The organism is Aquibium carbonis (assembly GCF_003970795.1).
Lineage (GTDB): Bacteria > Pseudomonadota > Alphaproteobacteria > Rhizobiales > Rhizobiaceae > Aquibium > Aquibium carbonis.
Map to the genome: position 1 here is coordinate 58,377 of NZ_RWKW01000041.1, position 16,592 is coordinate 74,968.

General features: G+C 65.4%; 19 protein-coding genes. 9 read left to right on the forward strand and 10 right to left on the reverse strand.

Going from position 1 to position 16,592, the window contains the following annotated elements; genetic code table 11:
* Window positions 1-6 precede the first annotated feature (6 nt).
* The gene (gene yddG / locus EJC49_RS12135) at window positions 7-900 is read right to left on the reverse strand and encodes an aromatic amino acid exporter YddG (protein WP_126700188.1); all 894 of its coding nucleotides are present in this window, start codon (window positions 898-900) and stop codon (window positions 7-9) included.
* A 37-nt stretch (window positions 901-937) separates the two neighbouring features.
* Window positions 938-1,744 (reverse strand): DUF3108 domain-containing protein, encoded by an 807-nt coding sequence (locus EJC49_RS12140; RefSeq protein WP_170314695.1) that lies wholly within the window; start codon window positions 1,742-1,744, stop codon window positions 938-940.
* A 265-nt stretch (window positions 1,745-2,009) separates the two neighbouring features.
* Between EJC49_RS12140 and rpmB the strand changes: the two genes are divergently transcribed.
* Window positions 2,010-2,306: a 50S ribosomal protein L28 gene (gene rpmB / locus EJC49_RS12145; RefSeq protein ID WP_126700190.1), complete on the forward strand. Its 297-nt coding sequence runs from the start codon at window positions 2,010-2,012 to the stop codon at window positions 2,304-2,306.
* A gap of 77 nt (window positions 2,307-2,383) precedes the next feature.
* The gene (locus tag EJC49_RS12150) at window positions 2,384-3,007 is read left to right on the forward strand and encodes a VUT family protein (RefSeq protein ID WP_126700191.1); all 624 of its coding nucleotides are present in this window, start codon (window positions 2,384-2,386) and stop codon (window positions 3,005-3,007) included.
* 30 nt (window positions 3,008-3,037) lie between these two features.
* Here the strand turns inward: EJC49_RS12150 and EJC49_RS12155 are convergent, their stop codons facing one another.
* The 5 genes from EJC49_RS12155 to EJC49_RS12175 all read right to left on the reverse strand — a co-directional run bounded on the left by EJC49_RS12155 (window position 3,038) and on the right by EJC49_RS12175 (window position 8,241).
* On the reverse strand, window positions 3,038-3,421 hold the full coding sequence (locus EJC49_RS12155; RefSeq protein ID WP_126700192.1) for a hypothetical protein: 384 nt from the start codon (window positions 3,419-3,421) through the stop codon (window positions 3,038-3,040).
* Between the two features lie 149 nt (window positions 3,422-3,570).
* On the reverse strand, window positions 3,571-4,398 hold the full coding sequence (locus tag EJC49_RS12160; RefSeq protein WP_425358811.1) for an esterase-like activity of phytase family protein: 828 nt from the start codon (window positions 4,396-4,398) through the stop codon (window positions 3,571-3,573).
* 245 nt (window positions 4,399-4,643) lie between these two features.
* Window positions 4,644-6,545, reverse strand: a complete 1,902-nt coding sequence (gene cobT, locus EJC49_RS12165) for a cobaltochelatase subunit CobT (RefSeq protein WP_126700193.1) — start codon at window positions 6,543-6,545, stop codon at window positions 4,644-4,646.
* 9 nt (window positions 6,546-6,554) lie between these two features.
* Entirely contained in the window at window positions 6,555-7,541 is a 987-nt protein-coding gene (gene cobS / locus EJC49_RS12170; protein ID WP_126700194.1) for a cobaltochelatase subunit CobS, read from the reverse strand.
* Between the two features lie 85 nt (window positions 7,542-7,626).
* Complete coding sequence (locus EJC49_RS12175; protein WP_126700195.1) at window positions 7,627-8,241, reverse strand: J domain-containing protein; 615 nt, start codon at window positions 8,239-8,241, stop codon at window positions 7,627-7,629.
* A 124-nt stretch (window positions 8,242-8,365) separates the two neighbouring features.
* On the opposite strand from EJC49_RS12175, the gene EJC49_RS12180 reads away from it, so the two are divergent.
* The 3 genes from EJC49_RS12180 (at window position 8,366) to EJC49_RS12190 (ending at window position 10,094) form a co-directional block, all read left to right on the forward strand.
* Window positions 8,366-8,668: a BolA family protein gene (locus EJC49_RS12180; protein ID WP_126700196.1), complete on the forward strand. Its 303-nt coding sequence runs from the start codon at window positions 8,366-8,368 to the stop codon at window positions 8,666-8,668.
* Window positions 8,669-8,826: 158 nt separating this feature from the next.
* Window positions 8,827-9,786 (forward strand): sodium-dependent bicarbonate transport family permease, encoded by a 960-nt coding sequence (locus EJC49_RS12185; RefSeq protein WP_126700197.1) that lies wholly within the window; start codon window positions 8,827-8,829, stop codon window positions 9,784-9,786.
* Window positions 9,786-10,094 (forward strand): P-II family nitrogen regulator, encoded by a 309-nt coding sequence (locus EJC49_RS12190; protein WP_126700198.1) that lies wholly within the window; start codon window positions 9,786-9,788, stop codon window positions 10,092-10,094. The genes EJC49_RS12185 and EJC49_RS12190 overlap by 1 nt, the downstream gene beginning before the upstream one ends.
* 80 nt (window positions 10,095-10,174) lie before the next feature.
* On the opposite strand, the gene EJC49_RS12195 is transcribed toward EJC49_RS12190, so the two are convergent.
* From EJC49_RS12195 to EJC49_RS12205, 3 genes are read right to left on the reverse strand one after another with little or no spacing between them, the layout of a single operon-like run.
* Window positions 10,175-11,458, reverse strand: a complete 1,284-nt coding sequence (locus EJC49_RS12195; RefSeq protein ID WP_126700199.1) for an HlyC/CorC family transporter — start codon at window positions 11,456-11,458, stop codon at window positions 10,175-10,177.
* On the reverse strand, window positions 11,455-12,585 hold the full coding sequence (aroB, locus tag EJC49_RS12200; RefSeq protein ID WP_126700200.1) for a 3-dehydroquinate synthase: 1,131 nt from the start codon (window positions 12,583-12,585) through the stop codon (window positions 11,455-11,457). The genes EJC49_RS12195 and aroB overlap by 4 nt, the downstream gene beginning before the upstream one ends.
* Window positions 12,566-13,174, reverse strand: coding sequence for a shikimate kinase (locus tag EJC49_RS12205; protein ID WP_126700201.1), 609 nt, complete (start codon window positions 13,172-13,174; stop codon window positions 12,566-12,568). The genes aroB and EJC49_RS12205 overlap by 20 nt, the downstream gene beginning before the upstream one ends.
* A gap of 185 nt (window positions 13,175-13,359) precedes the next feature.
* Here EJC49_RS12205 and EJC49_RS12210 point away from each other — a divergent pair, with 185 nt between their 5' ends.
* From EJC49_RS12210 to EJC49_RS12225, 4 genes are all read left to right on the forward strand, one after another.
* A complete protein-coding gene (locus EJC49_RS12210) occupies window positions 13,360-13,509 on the forward strand; it encodes a histidine kinase (RefSeq protein WP_126700202.1) in 150 nt (49 codons plus the stop codon).
* Between the two features lie 9 nt (window positions 13,510-13,518).
* Entirely contained in the window at window positions 13,519-14,439 is a 921-nt protein-coding gene (locus tag EJC49_RS12215; RefSeq protein ID WP_126700203.1) for a site-specific tyrosine recombinase XerD, read from the forward strand.
* A gap of 106 nt (window positions 14,440-14,545) precedes the next feature.
* The gene (locus tag EJC49_RS12220; protein ID WP_126700204.1) at window positions 14,546-15,496 is read left to right on the forward strand and encodes an acetyl-CoA carboxylase carboxyltransferase subunit alpha; all 951 of its coding nucleotides are present in this window, start codon (window positions 14,546-14,548) and stop codon (window positions 15,494-15,496) included.
* Window positions 15,497-15,678: 182 nt separating this feature from the next.
* Window positions 15,679-16,592, forward strand: a 914-nt coding sequence (locus EJC49_RS12225; protein WP_148106294.1) for a L,D-transpeptidase family protein, incomplete at its 3' end; no start/stop codon positions are given.

The following is a 16,592-nucleotide window of genomic DNA, read 5'->3' on the forward strand; positions in this document are numbered from 1 at the left end:
ACGGCATCATTTGCCAGCTACCGCTTCGGCCGACTTCGGCCTCGAAAGGATCATGTTCTTGGCCGCCAATGCCGCGCCCGCCGTGATCAGGAGGCACGCGCCGAGGATCGTCAAAGTCGGCTCGGCGAAGCCAAATCCGATCAGCACCAGCGTTGACAGCAACGGCGCGGCGTAACTCGCGGCGCCCAGAACCTGGATATTGCCGCGCTTGACGCCGTGATCCCATGCATAGAAGGCCGCGCCTACCGGCATGAGCCCGAGACCCGCGACGGCCAGCCACTGTCCCGCGCCCCGAGGCCAGACCGTCTCCTCGATCGCGAGATGGCACAGGAGTGACAGGGCTGCGGTCGCCGCGCAGAACCATGTCACGACGCTGGTCGGTACGTTTGGAAAACGTCGCGACAGCAGCGAATAAGACGACCATAGGAGCGCGCAGACGCCAGCCATGGCGTAGCCGTAGGCGTAGCGTGTGTCGAATTCGAAACCGCCACCGCGGCTGACGATCAGCGCGGTGCCGAGAAGGCCCATCAGCGCGCCGGCGGTGTGGTGCCAGCCGAGCCGTTCGCCGGGCATCAGCGCCGATCCGAGTACGATCAGGAGAGGCCAGAGATAAGCGATGAGGCTCGCCTCGACTGCCGGCGCGTTGCGCAGCGCGGTGAAGTAGAAAAAGTGGTAGCCGAAAAGGCCGCCGATACCGATCACCCAGACGATCGGCGGGGTCATGGTTCGCTCGCCCGGTGCACCCGAAGCACTGCGCATAGCTAGGCCGACAGCCGCGCCGATCGCGAAAGTCATAGCCGACAACTGGAAGGGCGGGACTGCGCCCGAGGCATCGGTTAACAGGGCTAACAGCGCCCACATCACCACCGCCGAAAAGCCGATCAGTGTCGCCCGTCCCATTGTGTCGTTGCTCCCGCCGGGAGCAAGGCTCCGGTTCCTACTTCAGCGATTCGAAGCGAACGGCCTGAACTTTGACGGTGCCCACCTGAGTGCCGACCGTTGCCTCGACGGGGGCATATACACCCGAGTTGCCGACGGGCGCAAAGGCGATAGAGATATCCTTGGATTTGCGGATGAAATCGATCGACTTGTTGCCCTTGCGATAGCCAGATACCGGCATGACGCGAACGACGCACTTCACGGTGTCGCCCTTGTAGCCCGGAACAGAGGCGGTTCCGAAACCGGCTGGCGACAACTGCAGGTCGACGCGTAGCGCCCCATCGAAGACGCGGATGGTGCGATTGCAGACATCGGCGGGTGTGTTGGCACGCACCAGTGCGGCTGATATGGGGTCAACGACGCCGGCAAGGTGCTCCTTTTCGACCCTGATCCAGTCTGGTCGATTGGTCCTGACCGGCGGCGAGTTCTTGGCACTGGAAACGCTGCCATCGGCGAAGGCGATGGTGGTCTTCTTCTTTTTTTTGCCGGCAGTATAGTCGACGGAATAGCTGCGAGGAGACGGGGTGTCAGCCTCGAATCGGCCGTTCGCCGATGCACGGGCGCGGGTGTCGTCAAAAATCTTGGCGACGCCGGAACTGGTGAGCTCACCGCTGATATTGAAGCCGTTCCGGTCAATCCTGCTCTTGAAGGTTGATCGCGCGAGCACGATCCCGTACAGCGAGGTCGCATATTCGGAGCGCAGGGATGTCGCGTCCGCCGAAGATGCCAACGCCGGGCCGGGGACCGCGGCGGAGGCAACCGCGAGGACCGCCACGGCGTGGCGTAGTCTGGTATGTTCGGGCAAAGGCCATATCCTCCGTAACGACGAGCGGGGCGTCGTGGTTCACGCCTGCATCTTTCAGGAAGTTTCGGCCATTCTATGGCATAGACACTCGGGTAGGGTGGAAGAACGGAAGTGTCGTTTAATCTCCGTCGCGCTTGACGGTGGCCCGTTTTCCCACTATGGAACCCCGACTTTTTCCCACGAGGCCGGCTGACAGGGCCCGCGCGCCATACGGTCTGGTGCGGGTCGCTCGGCTGGCACGACGAAGAACCGAAGGTAAAAAACAATGTCCCGCGCTTGCGAACTGACCGCCAAGGCCGTCCTCTACGGCAACAATGTGAGCCACGCCAACAACAAGACGCGCCGCCGCTTCCTGCCGAACCTCGTCAACGTGACGCTGATGTCGGAAGCGCTGAACCAGAGCGTGCGCCTTCGCATCTCCGCCAACGCGCTCCGTTCGGTTGAGCATCGCGGTGGCCTCGACGCTTTCCTGTTGAAAGCTCCGGTTGCCGAGCTGTCACAGCGCGCGCGTCTGCTCAAGAAGCAGGTCGCCAAGAAGATCGCCGAACAGCAGGCAGCCTGACCGGCTTCTTCGTTTCTAATATTTTTCAAGGCGGGCTTCCGGCCCGCCTTTCTGGTTCCATCACCCAGGATAAAAAAATGACCAGCACCCTGCGTGTCCTGCCGCTCGTCGCGGCCATGGCGATCATCGTCGCCGTCTCTAACGTCCTCGTTCAACATCCCTTCCGGCATTTCGGGCTCGGTGAGATCCTCACCTGGGGCGCCTTCACCTATCCGGTGGCCTTCCTCGCCAACGACCTCACCAACCGCCGCTTCGGCATGGTCGCCGCGCGCCGTGTGGTTCTGGCGGGCTTCGTCGTCGCCGTGGCCCTGTCCGTCTGGCTGGCGACACCGCGCATCGCCATCGCGTCCGGAACCGCCTTCCTCGCTGCCCAGCTACTCGACACCGCCGTCTTCGATCGGCTGCGCGGTAAGGCCTGGTGGCAGGCGCCGTTCATCTCGACGCTGGTCGGCTCGGCCATGGACACCGTGCTCTTCTTCGGCCTGGCCTTCTCTGCAACCTTCGCCGGAATCGACGCATTCTTCGGTATGGCGGATGGCTCGCTGGCCTTCGTCGTGCCCTTCCTGGGCGGCGAGGCGCCGCTGTGGGTGTCGTTGGCGCTCGGCGATTTCGGCGTCAAGATCCTGATCGGCCTCGCGATGCTCGCGCCCTACGGTGCCCTGCTGTCGGTGCTCAAGCCGGCGGCGCAGCCCGCGAGGTGATGGCGTCGTCCGCGACGAGTGCCTCTTCAGTCAAGGGCGATCCGTCGCGGCGTAGCCTTTATGTATGGACCGCCAGATTTCACGGCCGATCCGGTCAGCATCCTTGCGTTCCACCGCATTGAGGCTGAGCGCCTGCAGATAGGTCGTCCGCAGGATGACCACCGCGAGAAAACCCTCCGCCACAAGAACTACGATTCCCAGTGCGAGACTGATGGCGCGGCTCCATCCGTTCGTCGTGAAGTATCGGAACACGACGCGAGCGATCTTCCAGAACATGACCAGCGCCAGGGTCATCATGACCAGGAAAAACCCGATCTCCAGAAGATGATCCCCTGCAGAGTAGTCAGAGCCTGTATCGAACGCGATCATGAAGGCGACGATAGCCGGCATCAGCGCGACCAGCGCCAGCGCCATGAGGAACGACATCCGGACGTGGAAGCCGATGAAGTCCGACCAGGCCTTGGCGTTCCTGAAGCAGGGTTCCTTGTCCATGACCAGCCAGAACCTCTCGGTGCGAGGCGGCAATCATAGCGGGATCTTGCTCTGGTGTGCAACTAAAGCGATTATTCGTCGTGCAGAATGAACTCCAGATAGAGATTGCGCTGCAGGATCGAGTGATTGTCGTCCGACATCAGCGACACCATCAACTCGCCGTCGGCGCGGCGCCAGACGTCCAGTGCTTCCATGTTGTCGATCTGGTGGGTCATGCCGACCTCGAGCAGGATCTCGCCGTCGGCGACCGCCCCCTTGCGGACATCGCGCCCGGGAATGCGCCGTAGTCGCATGCCAACGCCGCGCGAGATGGCGTAGCTGCGCTCCAGCAAGAGCAGGTCGCCGTTGGGGAGGAACGCGCCGTCGGTTATGTCGAATTCGCCCCGGCGCACCACCGTGAACAATCCCTTGCCCGGTCCCTCGATGATCGCGGCGAAGATGTTGCCGTTCTTGTCCAGGCTCTTCTCGGCAACGACGACGCGGGCGCCGGCCAAGGGTCCGCCTCTCGGGGCATGGGCAATCGTTTCGAGCCCGCGGTTGTTGCGCAATTCCCGGGCGGGGATGACGAAGCCGATATCGCCGATCGGGCTCTTCATGTCCGACGGGTCGAGCCTGAATTCGGACACCCTGTGCTGGCGCTCGAACGTCACGGTCGCGATGCCATCACGGACGGCCAGGCCCTCCGCATCGGTGCGGCCCTTGTCGCCCATCACCCGGCCGCGCGCGTCGACCATCTGCTGCATGGTGAAGTCGGCAATACCGGAAGGCCGGCCGTCGGTGTCATGTTCCAGTCTGCCGAAAAACCAGAAGCCGGTGTCTGCGACGCCGACGAAGCGCCCGCCCGGTTCCAGGAACCGGAAAGCCGACAGGCCGCCAAAGTCCCGGTTGGGCGAGGCCATCTCAAGTCCTCCAACGAATTCGAGAGGGCCGAACCGAGTCTGACCGGACGCGATCCTGAATGACTGGATCGGCCAACTGCGGATTTGAAGGCTGTCGACAGCGGCTTGCGAGCTGGCCGCATGTCCAGCCGGAGCGGACCACGGCGCGAGAGAGAGGAGTGCCACGCCCGCCGCAAGAACGCCGCCGAAAATCGCCCTGCGGCGGTTCCGGCGGGATGGCGCCCCGCTGCGGCCGGCCAAGCCGGTCAACCCGCCCGTCGCCGGGCGCTGCCGCGGCGCGAATCGCTCGACGCCTGGTCGGCGAAGAGCGAGGCAAGTTGTTCGGTCATGGCGCCGGCGAGTTCCTCCGCGTCGACGATCGTCACCGCGCGGCGATAGTAGCGCGTCACGTCATGGCCGATGCCGATGGCGATCAGCTCGACCGGCGAGCGCGTCTCGATCAGGTCGATCACGGCGCGCAGGTGGCGCTCAAGGTAGTTGCCGGGGTTCACCGACAGCGTCGAGTCGTCCACCGGCGCGCCGTCGGAGATCATCATCAGAATCTTGCGCTGTTCGCGGCGCGCCACGAGACGGTTGTGCGCCCACAGAAGCGCCTCCCCATCGATGTTTTCCTTCAGCAGCCCTTCGCGCATCATCAGGCCGAGATTGCGGCGCGACCGCCGCCAGGGCGCATCGGCGGACTTGTAGATGATGTGGCGTAGGTCGTTCAGCCGGCCGGGACTGGCAGGCTTGCCCTCCTTCAGCCACTTCTCGCGCGATTGGCCGCCCTTCCACGCCCGCGTCGTGAACCCCAGGATCTCCACCGAAACGCCGCAGCGTTCCAGCGTGCGCGCCAGGATGTCGGCGCAAGTCGCCGCCACCGTAATCGGACGGCCGCGCATGGAGCCGGAATTGTCGAGCAGCAGCGTGACCACCGTATCGCGGAAATTGGTGTCGCGCTCCTGCTTGAAGGAGAGCGGCTGCATCGGATCGATGACCACGCGCACCAGCCGCGCCGGGTCGAGGTAGCCCTCTTCCAGGTCGAAGTCCCAGGAGCGGTTCTGCTGCGCCATCAGCCGGCGCTGGAGACGGTTGGCGAGCCGGCCGACAACGCCCTGCAGATTGGCGAGTTGCTTGTCGAGGAAAGCGCGGAGGCGATCGAGCTCTTCCTCGTCGCACAGCTCTTCGGCGCCTACGGTCTCGTCGAAACCGGTGGTGAACACCTTGTAGTCGAAGTCGGTCGGCAGGTTCGTATAGGGGAAATCAGGCCGTTTCGCCTCGCCCGGCGTCTCGGCGTCGACATCCTCGTCCTCGGAGACTTCATCGGCATTGGCGTCGCTGGATTCGCTTTCGCCGGCCTCCTGGTCCTCGGTCGAATCGTCGGAGTCATCGGATTCGGACTGGTCGGCGCCCTGATCCTGCTCGCTGCCGTCGTCGCTCTCTTCCTCGCCCTCCGGCTGGTCGTCGCTGTCCTCGGCGTCCTCGGACTGCTCGTCCTCGCCGAGCTCCTCGGCCATGTCCATCGACGCCAGCATGTTGCGCACGACGCGTGCGAAGGCGTTCTGGTCGTCCAGCTTGCCGGTCAGGCCTTCGATGTCGGCGCCTGCCTTGTCCTCGATCCAGTCGCGCCAGAGCTCGACCATTCGCTCGCCGCTCTTGGGGGCCTTCTGCCCCGTCAGGCGCTCACGCACCACCATGGCGACGGCTTCCTCGAGAGGCGCATCGGCCTGCTCCGTCACGCCGGCCAGGTTGGCCTTCTGGTACTTGTCCTCCAGCATCGAATCGAGATTGGCGGCCACGCCGGCCATCCGGTTTGCGCCGATGGCCTCGACGCGCGCCTGCTCGACCGCGTCGAAGATCGCACGCGCCTGCTTGCCGTCGGGCGCAAGCCGCGTGTGGATCGCGTTGTCGTGGCAGGCGCGGCGCAACGCCATTGAATCGCCAAGGCCGCGGGTCACGGCCACTTCGGCACGGGTCGGCCGCTTGCCGAGCTCGGGCAGGCGGGCGCGGCTGCCGGCGAGCGCCGGCTTGTCCTTGGCGAAGGAAACCTCAAGGTCGTTCTCGCCGGCGATGGCGCGCATGGTCACGGTCATGGCGCGCTTGAAGGCCTCGCCTTCGCCGCCCGTCTTCGGCTTGCCGCCGCGCTGGTTGTCGCCGGGACCGGCCATCGGAAACCGCTAGCCGAGCACGACGTTCGCCGCGCTCTCCTTCAGTTCCTCGCCGAAGACGCGCTGGTAGAACTCGGCCACGAGCGCGCGCTCGAGTTCGTCGCACTTGTTGAGGAAGGTGAGGCGGAAGGAATGGCCGACATCGCCGAAGATCTCGGCGTTTTCAGCCCAGGTGATGACCGTGCGGGGGCTCATGACCGTGGCGAGGTCGCCGTTGACAAACGCCGAGCGGGTCATGTCGGCGACACGAACCATGCGGTCGACGATCACGCGGCCCTTGTCGTTGCGATAATGCTTGGCCTTGGCCAGCACGATCTCGACTTCCTTGTCGTGCGGCAGGTAGTTCAGCGTGGTGACGATGGACCAGCGGTCCATCTGCGCCTGGTTGATCTGCTGCGTGCCGTGGTAGAGCCCGGTGGTGTCGCCGAGCCCGACCGTATTGGCGGTGGCGAAGAGGCGGAAGGCGGGATGCGGCCGGATGACGCGGCTCTGGTCGAGCAGCGTCAGGCGGCCAGCGGACTCCAGGACGCGCTGGATAACGAACATCACGTCCGGACGCCCCGCGTCATATTCGTCGAAGCAGAGCGCCACGTTGTGCTGATACGCCCAGGGAAGGATGCCGTCGCGGAACTCCGTGACCTGCTTGCCCTCCTTCACCACGATCGCGTCCTTGCCGACGAGATCGATACGACTGACGTGGCTGTCCAGGTTGACGCGGATCATCGGCCAGTTCAGCCGGGCTGCAACCTGCTCGATATGGGTGGACTTGCCGGTTCCGTGATAGCCGGAGACCATAACGCGCCGGTTGAAGGCGAACCCGGCCAGAATGGCGAGCGTGGTATCGCGATCGAAAAGGTAATCCGGGTCGAAGTCGGGGACATGCGCGTCGGCTGTCGAATAGGCCGGAACGACCATGCTCGATTCGAAGCCGAAGACGTCTTTCACCGAGATGGTGGTGTCCGGAAGATTGGAAATATCGCGATCGATCTTGTTCATCATGCCTCCAGCGCCGGGCCGTTCGCGGGCGCTGCCATTCGTATAGCCACAGCTTTTCGGGGGCAGTCCTTAGCAGACGCGGCGCTCAACAAAAACCCGATTGTTTGAGCACACGGTAGGCTTGGAGCACGTCGCGGAACCGGTCTTCCGAACCCCGGTCGCCGCCATTCGCATCGGGATGGTGGCGCTTCACCAGTTCCTTATAGCGCGCCTTGATGTCCGCGCCAGTCGCTTTCTCGTCCAGGCCCAGCGTTTCCAGCGCCTTGGCCTCCAGGGGGCGCGCCTTGCGCTGCGGCTGCGGTCGCGGCTTGTCCTCGCCGAACAGGTTGAACGGATCGCGCACCCGGCTGTAGTAGCCCGCGCGGCCCGAGCGCTTGGCGGCGAAATCCGGGCTCGACTTGGCCGATCCGTTGATGCCCATCACCCAGGTTGGGCGATGGCCTGTCAGTGCCTCCTTCTGGAAGCGGGCGATGTCGTTGTCGCCAAGCCCGGAAAAGTAGTTGTAACCTTTGTTGTAGGCGCGCACGTGGTCGATGCAGAAGCGGAAATACTCGCCCTCCTTCATCCGTCCCACGGGCGCCCGGTGCAGCCCTGGCTCGGAGCAGCCATCCCACTGGCATCGCGGCGCGCGCGACTTCGCTTCCGCATCCCGGTCGGGGCGGACGCGTATGCGGTCGAAGATCTTCGAGTTGGCGTTCATCGTCTCGCGATTATGGGTGCTTCGCACCGCGATACAAGAATTGACATTTGGGCAAGGATGTCCCTAACCCCTGATTTGCATGACCTTTGCGCCAGGGCGGCGCATATGGTGGGAGAATCCGCGCATGTCCATCCAGTCCCGCATCGAAGTCAAGCTGAACCAGCGCTTTGCGCCGGAGCGTCTCGAGGTCCTCAACGAGAGCCATCTCCATGCCGGCCATCATCATTCCGGCTCGGATCATCACGAAACTTTCGATGGCGAGGGCGAAACGCATTTCCGCGTCCGCATCGTCGCGCCGGCCTTCGCCGGCCTCAGCCGGGTAGACCGTCACCGCGCCATCAACGATCTGCTGGCCGAGGAACTGGCCGGCAGCGTCCATGCGCTGGCGCTTGAACCCGCCGCTCCAGGCGAGAAGACGCGCTGGTAAGGGACCGGTTCCGACCGACTGACGCGGGGCTTGCCAACGGGCCGTCCGCGACCAGATACCGCATCGGCGCGGCACATCGCCAGGAAGCCGCGCCCTCGTTCCGCCGCCAAGATCGCGCGAGCGCGATCCGACAATTCGCTTGCACCGGATAAGGCCCCATGTCGGGAATGCTCGCACCGCTTCTTTCGCCGGTCATCCTTTTCTTCGTGCTGGGCGCGACGGCGGGGTTTGCGCGATCGGACCTGGCGATCCCCGAGCAGATTGCCAAGGGCCTGTCGCTCTATCTCATGGCCGCCATCGGGTTGAAGGGCGGTATCGAGGTCGCCGAAGCCGGCTTTTCGGTGGACATGCTCATGGCGGCCATCGCCGGACTGGCGCTCAGCTGTTTCCTGCCCCTTCCCGTCTTCTGGATGCTGCGGCGGTTCGGCCGGCTGGACCGGATCAACGCTGCCGCCGTGTCCGCCCACTACGGTTCGGTCAGCGTCGTCACCTTCGTGGCAGGCGTCGAAGTCCTGTCGTCCTCCGGGCTGCCGCCGCAGGGCTATATGGTGGCGGTGCTGGCCCTGATGGAAACCCCGGCCATCGTCGTCGGCCTGATGCTGGCGCGCTCCGGAAACCGCGAAGCGTCGACCGCTGGCGCCGGCCTCCTCCACGAGACGCTTCTCAACGGCTCGGTGGTGCTGCTGTCCGGAAGCTTCCTGATCGGTCTGATCGTCGGACCGGAGGGCTTCGTCAGCATCGCGCCCGTGTTCGAAAGCGGCTTCCGCGGCGTGCTCTGCCTTTTCCTGCTCGACATGGGGCTGGTGGCCGCCCGGCGCCTGCGCGGCTCGCGGACCTTGACGGCGCGTCTGGCGGCGCTGGCGATCCTGATGCCGATCATCAACGGTGCGATCGGCATCATCGTCGGCACGGCGGTCGGGCTGGACGTGGGCACCGTGTCCATCCTCGGCACGCTGGCGGCCAGCGCGTCCTACATCGCCGTGCCGGCGGCGATGCGCCTGGCCTTGCCGGAAGCCGATCCCGGCCTCTACCTCGCGATGTCGCTGGCGGTGACGTTTCCCTTCAACATCACGCTGGGCATCCCTCTCTACACGCTCATGGCAACGGGACTGGGCTGATGACCGACACCGGATACCGCAAGATCGAGATCCTCCTCGACGCGCCGCTGGTGCCTCGCCTGGTGGACATCGCCCGCCAGGCCGGCATCACCGGCTACACGATCTTCCCGACCCTCGGAGGCGCGGGCCAGGGCGGCCTCTGGAGCGAGGATCTCGTGGCCGGCGCCGACACGAAGGTGCTGTTCTGGACCGTCGTGAGCCTGGACAAGGCCGCCGCCCTGCAGGACGCGGTCGAACCGCTGCTGACGGCCTACGGGATGGTCTGGGTGGCGACGGCGGCGGACGTTCTCCGGCCCGGACGATTCTGACCTTCGACTGTAGCCGGGCTCCCGGTTCCGGGTCACCGCAAGTCCGAAGGCTGCCGGCTCGAGGGAAGCCGGGACGGGCGTCACCCCAGCGCGCCCGGCTCCCCCGCCGTCCTGATCCTCAGCTTCACGATCCGGTTCTTGTTGCGCTTCATCACGATGAAGCGCTTGCCGTGGAAGGTGAAGGCCTGCTTCTCCTCGGGGATCATCTGCGCCTCATGGATGACGAGGCCCGCAATGGTGGTCGCCTCGTCGTCCGGCAGGTTCCAGTCCAGCGCGCGGTTCAGGTCGCGGATCGGCACGCCGCCGTCGACCACCACCGAGCCGTCCGCCTCCTGCTTGACGCCCTGGATGTCGACGTCGTGCTCGTCGGCGATCTCGCCGACGATCTCCTCGATGATGTCCTCAAGCGTGACGAGCCCCTCCACCTCGCCATACTCGTCGACGACGATGGCGAAATGCGCCTTGCGGCGCAGGAAGGCGTTCAGCTGGTCACGCAGCGTCGTCGTGTCGGGCACGAACCACGGCTTCGTCGCCACCTTCATGATGTCGACCTGGGCGGGATCGTTGCCCACCTCGTGCAGCGCCCGCAGCAGGTCCTTGGCATGTACGACGCCGACGATGTTGTCGGCCTCGTCGCGGTAGAGCGGCATGCGCGTGTAGGGGCTCTGCAGGATCTCCCGCACCACCACGTCCGGCGCGTCGCCCGCGTTGACGAGCTTCATCGCGGTGCGATGGATCATGATGTCGGAGACTTCGAGCTCCGCGAGGTCGAGCAGGCCGCCGACCCGGTCGCGGTCCTGCTTCACGAAGGAACCTTCGCGATGCAGGATCTCGACGGCGCCGCGGATTTCCTCATGCGCCGAAACCATGTTCGCATCGCTGGAAAGATTGACCCCGAACAGGTGCAGCAGCCCGCGCACGATGAAGTTTGCGGCGCTGGAAACCGGGCCGAAGACGAACACGATGAACCGGGCGAAGGGCGAGACGAAAAGGGCGAACTGCTCGGGACGGAACAGGGCGAGCGATTTCGGCAGGATCTCCGAGAAGATGACGAGCAGCACCGTCATGCCGATCGTCGCATAGACCACGCCCCGGTCGCCGAAAACCGACAGGAGCACGCTCGTCGCCAGCGAGGAGGCGAGGATGTTGACGAGGTTGTTGCCGATCAGGAGCGCGCCGACCAGCCGGTCCTTGCGCTCGATCAGGCGCTCCACGACGCTGGCGCGCTTGTCGCCGCTGGCCGCCAGCGAGTGAAGGCGCGCCCGCGACACGGCGGTCATGCCCGTTTCGGTGCCCGAGAACAGGAAAGAGAAACAGATGAGGATCAGGATGATCCCGCCGATCACCCACAATTCGGTCGTCATCCCGGATGGTTCTCCCTGAGGAAGGACAAGACTTCCGATGCCGGCACGTCCCTGGCGATGTAGGACTGGCCGACGCCGTGCGTGAGGATGAAGGTCAGTGCCCCGCGCGAGACCTTCTTGTCCTGCGCAATGTAGGCAAGCAGGCGATCGGCGTCAGGCAGGGCGCCGGGAATTTCGGCCATGCTGGTCGGCAGCCCGACCGCCTTCAGATGTGCCTCGACGCGCCGGGCGTCATCCGGGCTGCACTGGTTGAGCCGCGCGGAGAAGCGGTGCGCCAGCACCATGCCGATTGCCACGCCCTCGCCATGGACGAGGCGCGTGCCGTCGTAGGCCACCGCCGATTCCAGCGCATGGCCGAACGTGTGGCCAAGGTTGAGCAAGGCCCGATCGCCGGTCTCGAACTCGTCGCGCGCGACGATTTCAGCCTTGGAGCGACAGGATTCGGCGATTGCTCTGGTGCGCGCCGCACCGCCCGAAAACACGTCGCGCCAGTTCGCCTCCAGCCAGGAGAAGAAATCCGGCCGGTCGATCAGGCCATATTTGGCGATCTCGGCGTAACCGGCCCGAAACTCGCGCAAGGGCAGCGTGTCCAGCACATCCGTGTCGGCGAGCACAAGGCCCGGCTGGTGAAACAGCCCGACGAGATTCTTGCCCTGGCTCGTGTTGATGCCCGTCTTGCCGCCGACGGAGGAATCGACCTGCGCCAGAAGCGAAGTCGGCACCTGCACGAAGCGCATCCCGCGCCGCACGATGCCGGCCGCAAATCCCGTCAGGTCGCCCACCACGCCGCCGCCGAGTGCCACGACCACGTCGCGGCGCTCCAGCCGGGCGTCGAGCACGGCGTCCACCACCTGCTGCAGATGCTCGAAACTCTTGGTCCGCTCGCCGGCCGGCAGCGTGACCGCCGTTGCCGGGATGCCGGCTGATTCGAGGCTGGCGGAGAAGGCCTCCAGATGGGTCGCCGCCACGTTCTCGTCGGTCACGATCGCCGCGCGGATTCCGGGCATCCGGGAAGCGATTTCAGCGCCGGCGCGGGCGACGAGGCCGCTGCCGATGAGGATGTCGTAGGCGCGGTCGCCGAGACCGACCTCCACCCGTACGGGTTGGTCAGGTGCTGGTGCGTCCATGGTCGAGGTTCTTTCCCGGTTTGTGGGCGTCGAGCCAGCCGTCCAGCGCCTGGATGGTCTCCGCCACGATGATTTCCTTGGTTTCGTCGCGCGTCGGCACGGTGAGGTCGGCCAGCGCATAGACGGGATACCGCTCCTGCATCAGTCGTTGCATGACGGCACGGGGATCGTCGTTCTTGAGCAGCGGGCGGTTCCTGTTCTTCACAACCCGCTGCATCAGCACGTCGATGTCGGCCTTGAGCCAGATGGACACCCCGTGCGCGGCGATGGCGCGGCGGGTCTCCTCGCTCATGAAGGCGCCGCCGCCGGTGGAGATGACGCGCTCGCCTTCCTCGAGCAGGCGCGTGATGACGCGACGTTCCAGGGACCGGAATTCCGGCTCCCCGTAACGCTCGAAGAGATCGGGCACCGTCATGCGCGACACGGCCTCGATCTCGTGGTCGCTGTCGACGAACGGCAGGCCGAGCGCCTGCGCGACCCTGCGGCCGATGGCGGTCTTTCCCGCTCCCATCAGGCCGACGAAGACGATGGCGCGGCCGGCGAGTTTCTCGCGCAGCGTCCGGTCCTCGGCATGGGTCAAGGCGTTCATCGTTGTCTTCCCTCGACGAGCCGTATGCGCATGAAAAGGCGCAGCCCGTCAAGCAATCGCCATGATGGGCGGCCAAGGGGGCAAGCCTTCCGTCGAAGGCGGCGAGGCGTTCGCGGGGTTGAACTCGCTTGGCTCGCAACGCATAAGAAGGACCGGCGGACGACCTCGGGGGATCTGCAGAACCAATGCCCACCCTTATCCGAGTCCTGACGACGATCGCCATCTTCGTCGGCATCGTTTATGGCGCGATGTTCGCGCTCGTCACCTTCGTGGAGCCGAGGAAGGGCGAAATCAGCGTCAGGATACCTGCCGAGAAACTCAATCCGCGCGATTGAGAAGACCCCATGAACACCCCCGCCGCGATCGAAGCCTTCCTGGAGATGATGAGCGCCGAACGCGGCGCCAGCCAGAACACGCTCGACGCCTATCGCCGCGACCTCGAGGACGGGCATCGCTCGATGCACGGCAAGTCCGGGCTCGCCGCCGCGACGAGCGCCGACATCGCCTGGCTCATGGACCGGATCGCGGCTGAAGGGTTCGCGGCATCGACCCAGGCCCGCAAGCTCTCCGCCCTGAGGCAATTTTTCCGCTTCCTCTATGCCGAAGGCCTGCGCGCCGACGATCCGACCGGAACGACCGTCAGTCCCAAGAAGCCGCGGACATTGCCCGGCGTCCTGTCGGAGGCCGAAACCGGGAGACTGCTCGACCGCGCCCTGGACGAAGCCCGTTCGCCGCCGCAAGGCATCGAACGCGAAGCAGCGGTGCGCCTCCACGCTCTGGTGGAGGTGCTCTACGCCACGGGTCTGCGCGTTTCGGAGCTCGTCGGCTTGCCGCTCGCGGTGGCGTTGCGCGACGAGCGCTTCTTCGTGGTGCGCGGCAAGGGCAACAAGGAGCGGATGGTGCCGCTGTCGGGCAAGGCGCGCGCTGCGATGACCGCCTGGCTTTCCGTGCGGGCGACGGACCCCGCCGCCGCCGAAAGTCCGTTCCTCTTTCCTGCCAGATCCGACACCGGTTTCCTGCCCCGCCAGGTCTTCGCGCGCGACCTAAAGGCGCTCGCCGTGCGCGCCGGCCTGCCGTCTTCGGCGGTGTCGCCGCATGTGGTGCGGCATGCCTTCGCCAGCCATCTGCTCCAGAACGGCGCGGACCTTCGCGCGGTGCAATTGCTGCTCGGCCATTCCGACATCTCGACCACGCAGATATACACCCACGTTCTGGAAGAGCGGCTGATGAAGCTCGTCAACGACCATCATCCGCTTGCCGACTAGGCGCGGGATCGATATGGGAGAGCAACTTTTCAACGCCGCAGGGCGTTCACCGAGCACTTCCGCAACCGAAACGACGCCTTTTCACGCGTCCCCGGCATAGCAGCGAATGTATAATTATCTCGAATTCGAAAAGCCCGTGGCCGATCTCGAAGGCAAGATCCTGGAGCTGAAAAAGCTCTCGGAGGCCGGCGAGGCAGTCGACGTGGCCGAGGAGATCGCCCGGCTGGAGAAGCGTTCCAGCGAGGCCTTGCGCGAGGTCTACCGGCAACTCCAGCCGTGGCAGAAGGCGCAGGTCGCCCGCCACGCCGACCGGCCCCACTGCCTCGACTATGTCGGGCGGCTGTTCACCGATTTCACGCCGCTGGCCGGCGACCGGCTCTATGGCGAGGACAATGCCATCATCGGCGGTTTCGCGCGGTTCCGCGGCGAACCGGTGGCGATCCTCGGCCAGGAGAAGGGTGCCGACACCAAGGCGCGGCTGAAGCACAATTTCGGCATGGCGCGGCCGGAAGGCTATCGCAAGGCCGTGCGCATCATGGAGCTTGCCGACCGTTTCGGCGTTCGGCTGGTCACGCTGGTCGACACGGCCGGCGCCTATCCGGGCATCGGCGCGGAGGAGCGCGGCCAGGCGGAGGCCATCGCGCGCTCGACGTCGATTTCCCTTGGCCTGAAGGTGCCGGTGGTGTCCGTCATCATCGGCGAGGGCGGTTCGGGCGGTGCGATCGCCATCGCGACGGCCAACAAGGTGTACATGCTGGAGCATGCGATCTACTCGGTGATCTCGCCGGAGGGCGCCGCGTCGATCCTGTGGCGCGATCCGACCCGCGCCCGCGACGCCGCCACCTCGATGAAGATCACGGCCGCGGATCTGCTGGAGATGAAGGTGATCGACGGCATCATTCCGGAGCCGCTCGGCGGCGCGCATCGCGGCGCGGAGACTGCCATCGACGCGGCGGGAGACCAGATCGCCAACGCCTTCGCCGAGCTTGCCGCGCAAGGCATCGACTACCGCGAGCATCGGCGTGACAAGTTCCTGGCCATCGGCCGGGGGCTTTGAGGCGCCCGCCTCACCGGTTCGCCACACTGTCGCCACGCCTTGCCCGCAATGAACTTCGCGTGAGAAACGGTCCGCGCGCCTTGCGGTAAGGGTTTGGCAAGGTTAACGCCCGTAGAGGTTTACCGGTGATGGCGCGGCTCCCTTCCGGGCGCGCGTTTCGGCCAGGATCCAGAAGCTTGACGATGATTTCGAAAATCACCCGGATCGGACTTCTCGCGGCGGCGGTGGCGCTGGCGGGCTGTTCGGAATCAGCGCTCGAATCGGCCGTCAGCGCCAAGGCGAACAAGCCGCTTCCCGAGCGCATCGTGACGCAGATGAAGGCCAAGGGCATGCCCCGCACCTCCCCGGTGATGGCGCGCGTGTTCAAGGAGGAGGGCAAGCTCGAAGTCTGGAAGCAGAAGTCGAACGGTCGCTTCGACCTCATCGCCTCCTATGACATCTGCCAGTGGTCGGGCCAGCTCGGCCCCAAGTTCATCGAGGGCGACCGGCAGGCGCCGGAGGGCTTCTACACGGTCGGTCCGAGCCAGCTCAACCCGCGCTCCAGCTATCACCTCGCCTTCAACATCGGCTATCCCAACGCCTTCGACCGGGCGCACGGCCGTACCGGCTCGAACCTGATGGTGCATGGCGGCTGCTCGTCCTCGGGCTGCTATTCCATGACCGACGCGCAGGTCGAGGAGATCTATGCCTTCGCGCGCGACGCCTTCACCGGCGGACAGCGCGAATTCCAGATCCAGGCCTTTCCCTTCCGCATGACGCCCGAGAACATGGCGCGCTACCGCAACGACCCGAACTACGCGTTCTGGTCGATGCTGAAGGAAGGCTACGATCATTTCGAGATCACCAAGGTGCCGCCGAAGGTGGACGTCTGCGAAAAGCGCTACGTCTTCAACCAGGTGCCCGAGGGCAATGCCACCTTCTCGCCGACGGGCATGTGCCCGCCGATGTCGCAGCCCGGCTCCCTGGTCTCGGCCTACCAGTCGCAGAAGACGAGTTTCGACGCGGCCTTTGCCACCTATTCCGACAAGAAACTGCCGGCGCCGCGCGATTCCATCGCCGGGATCGAGGAGGCGAAGCTGGTCGCCGACTGGACCCG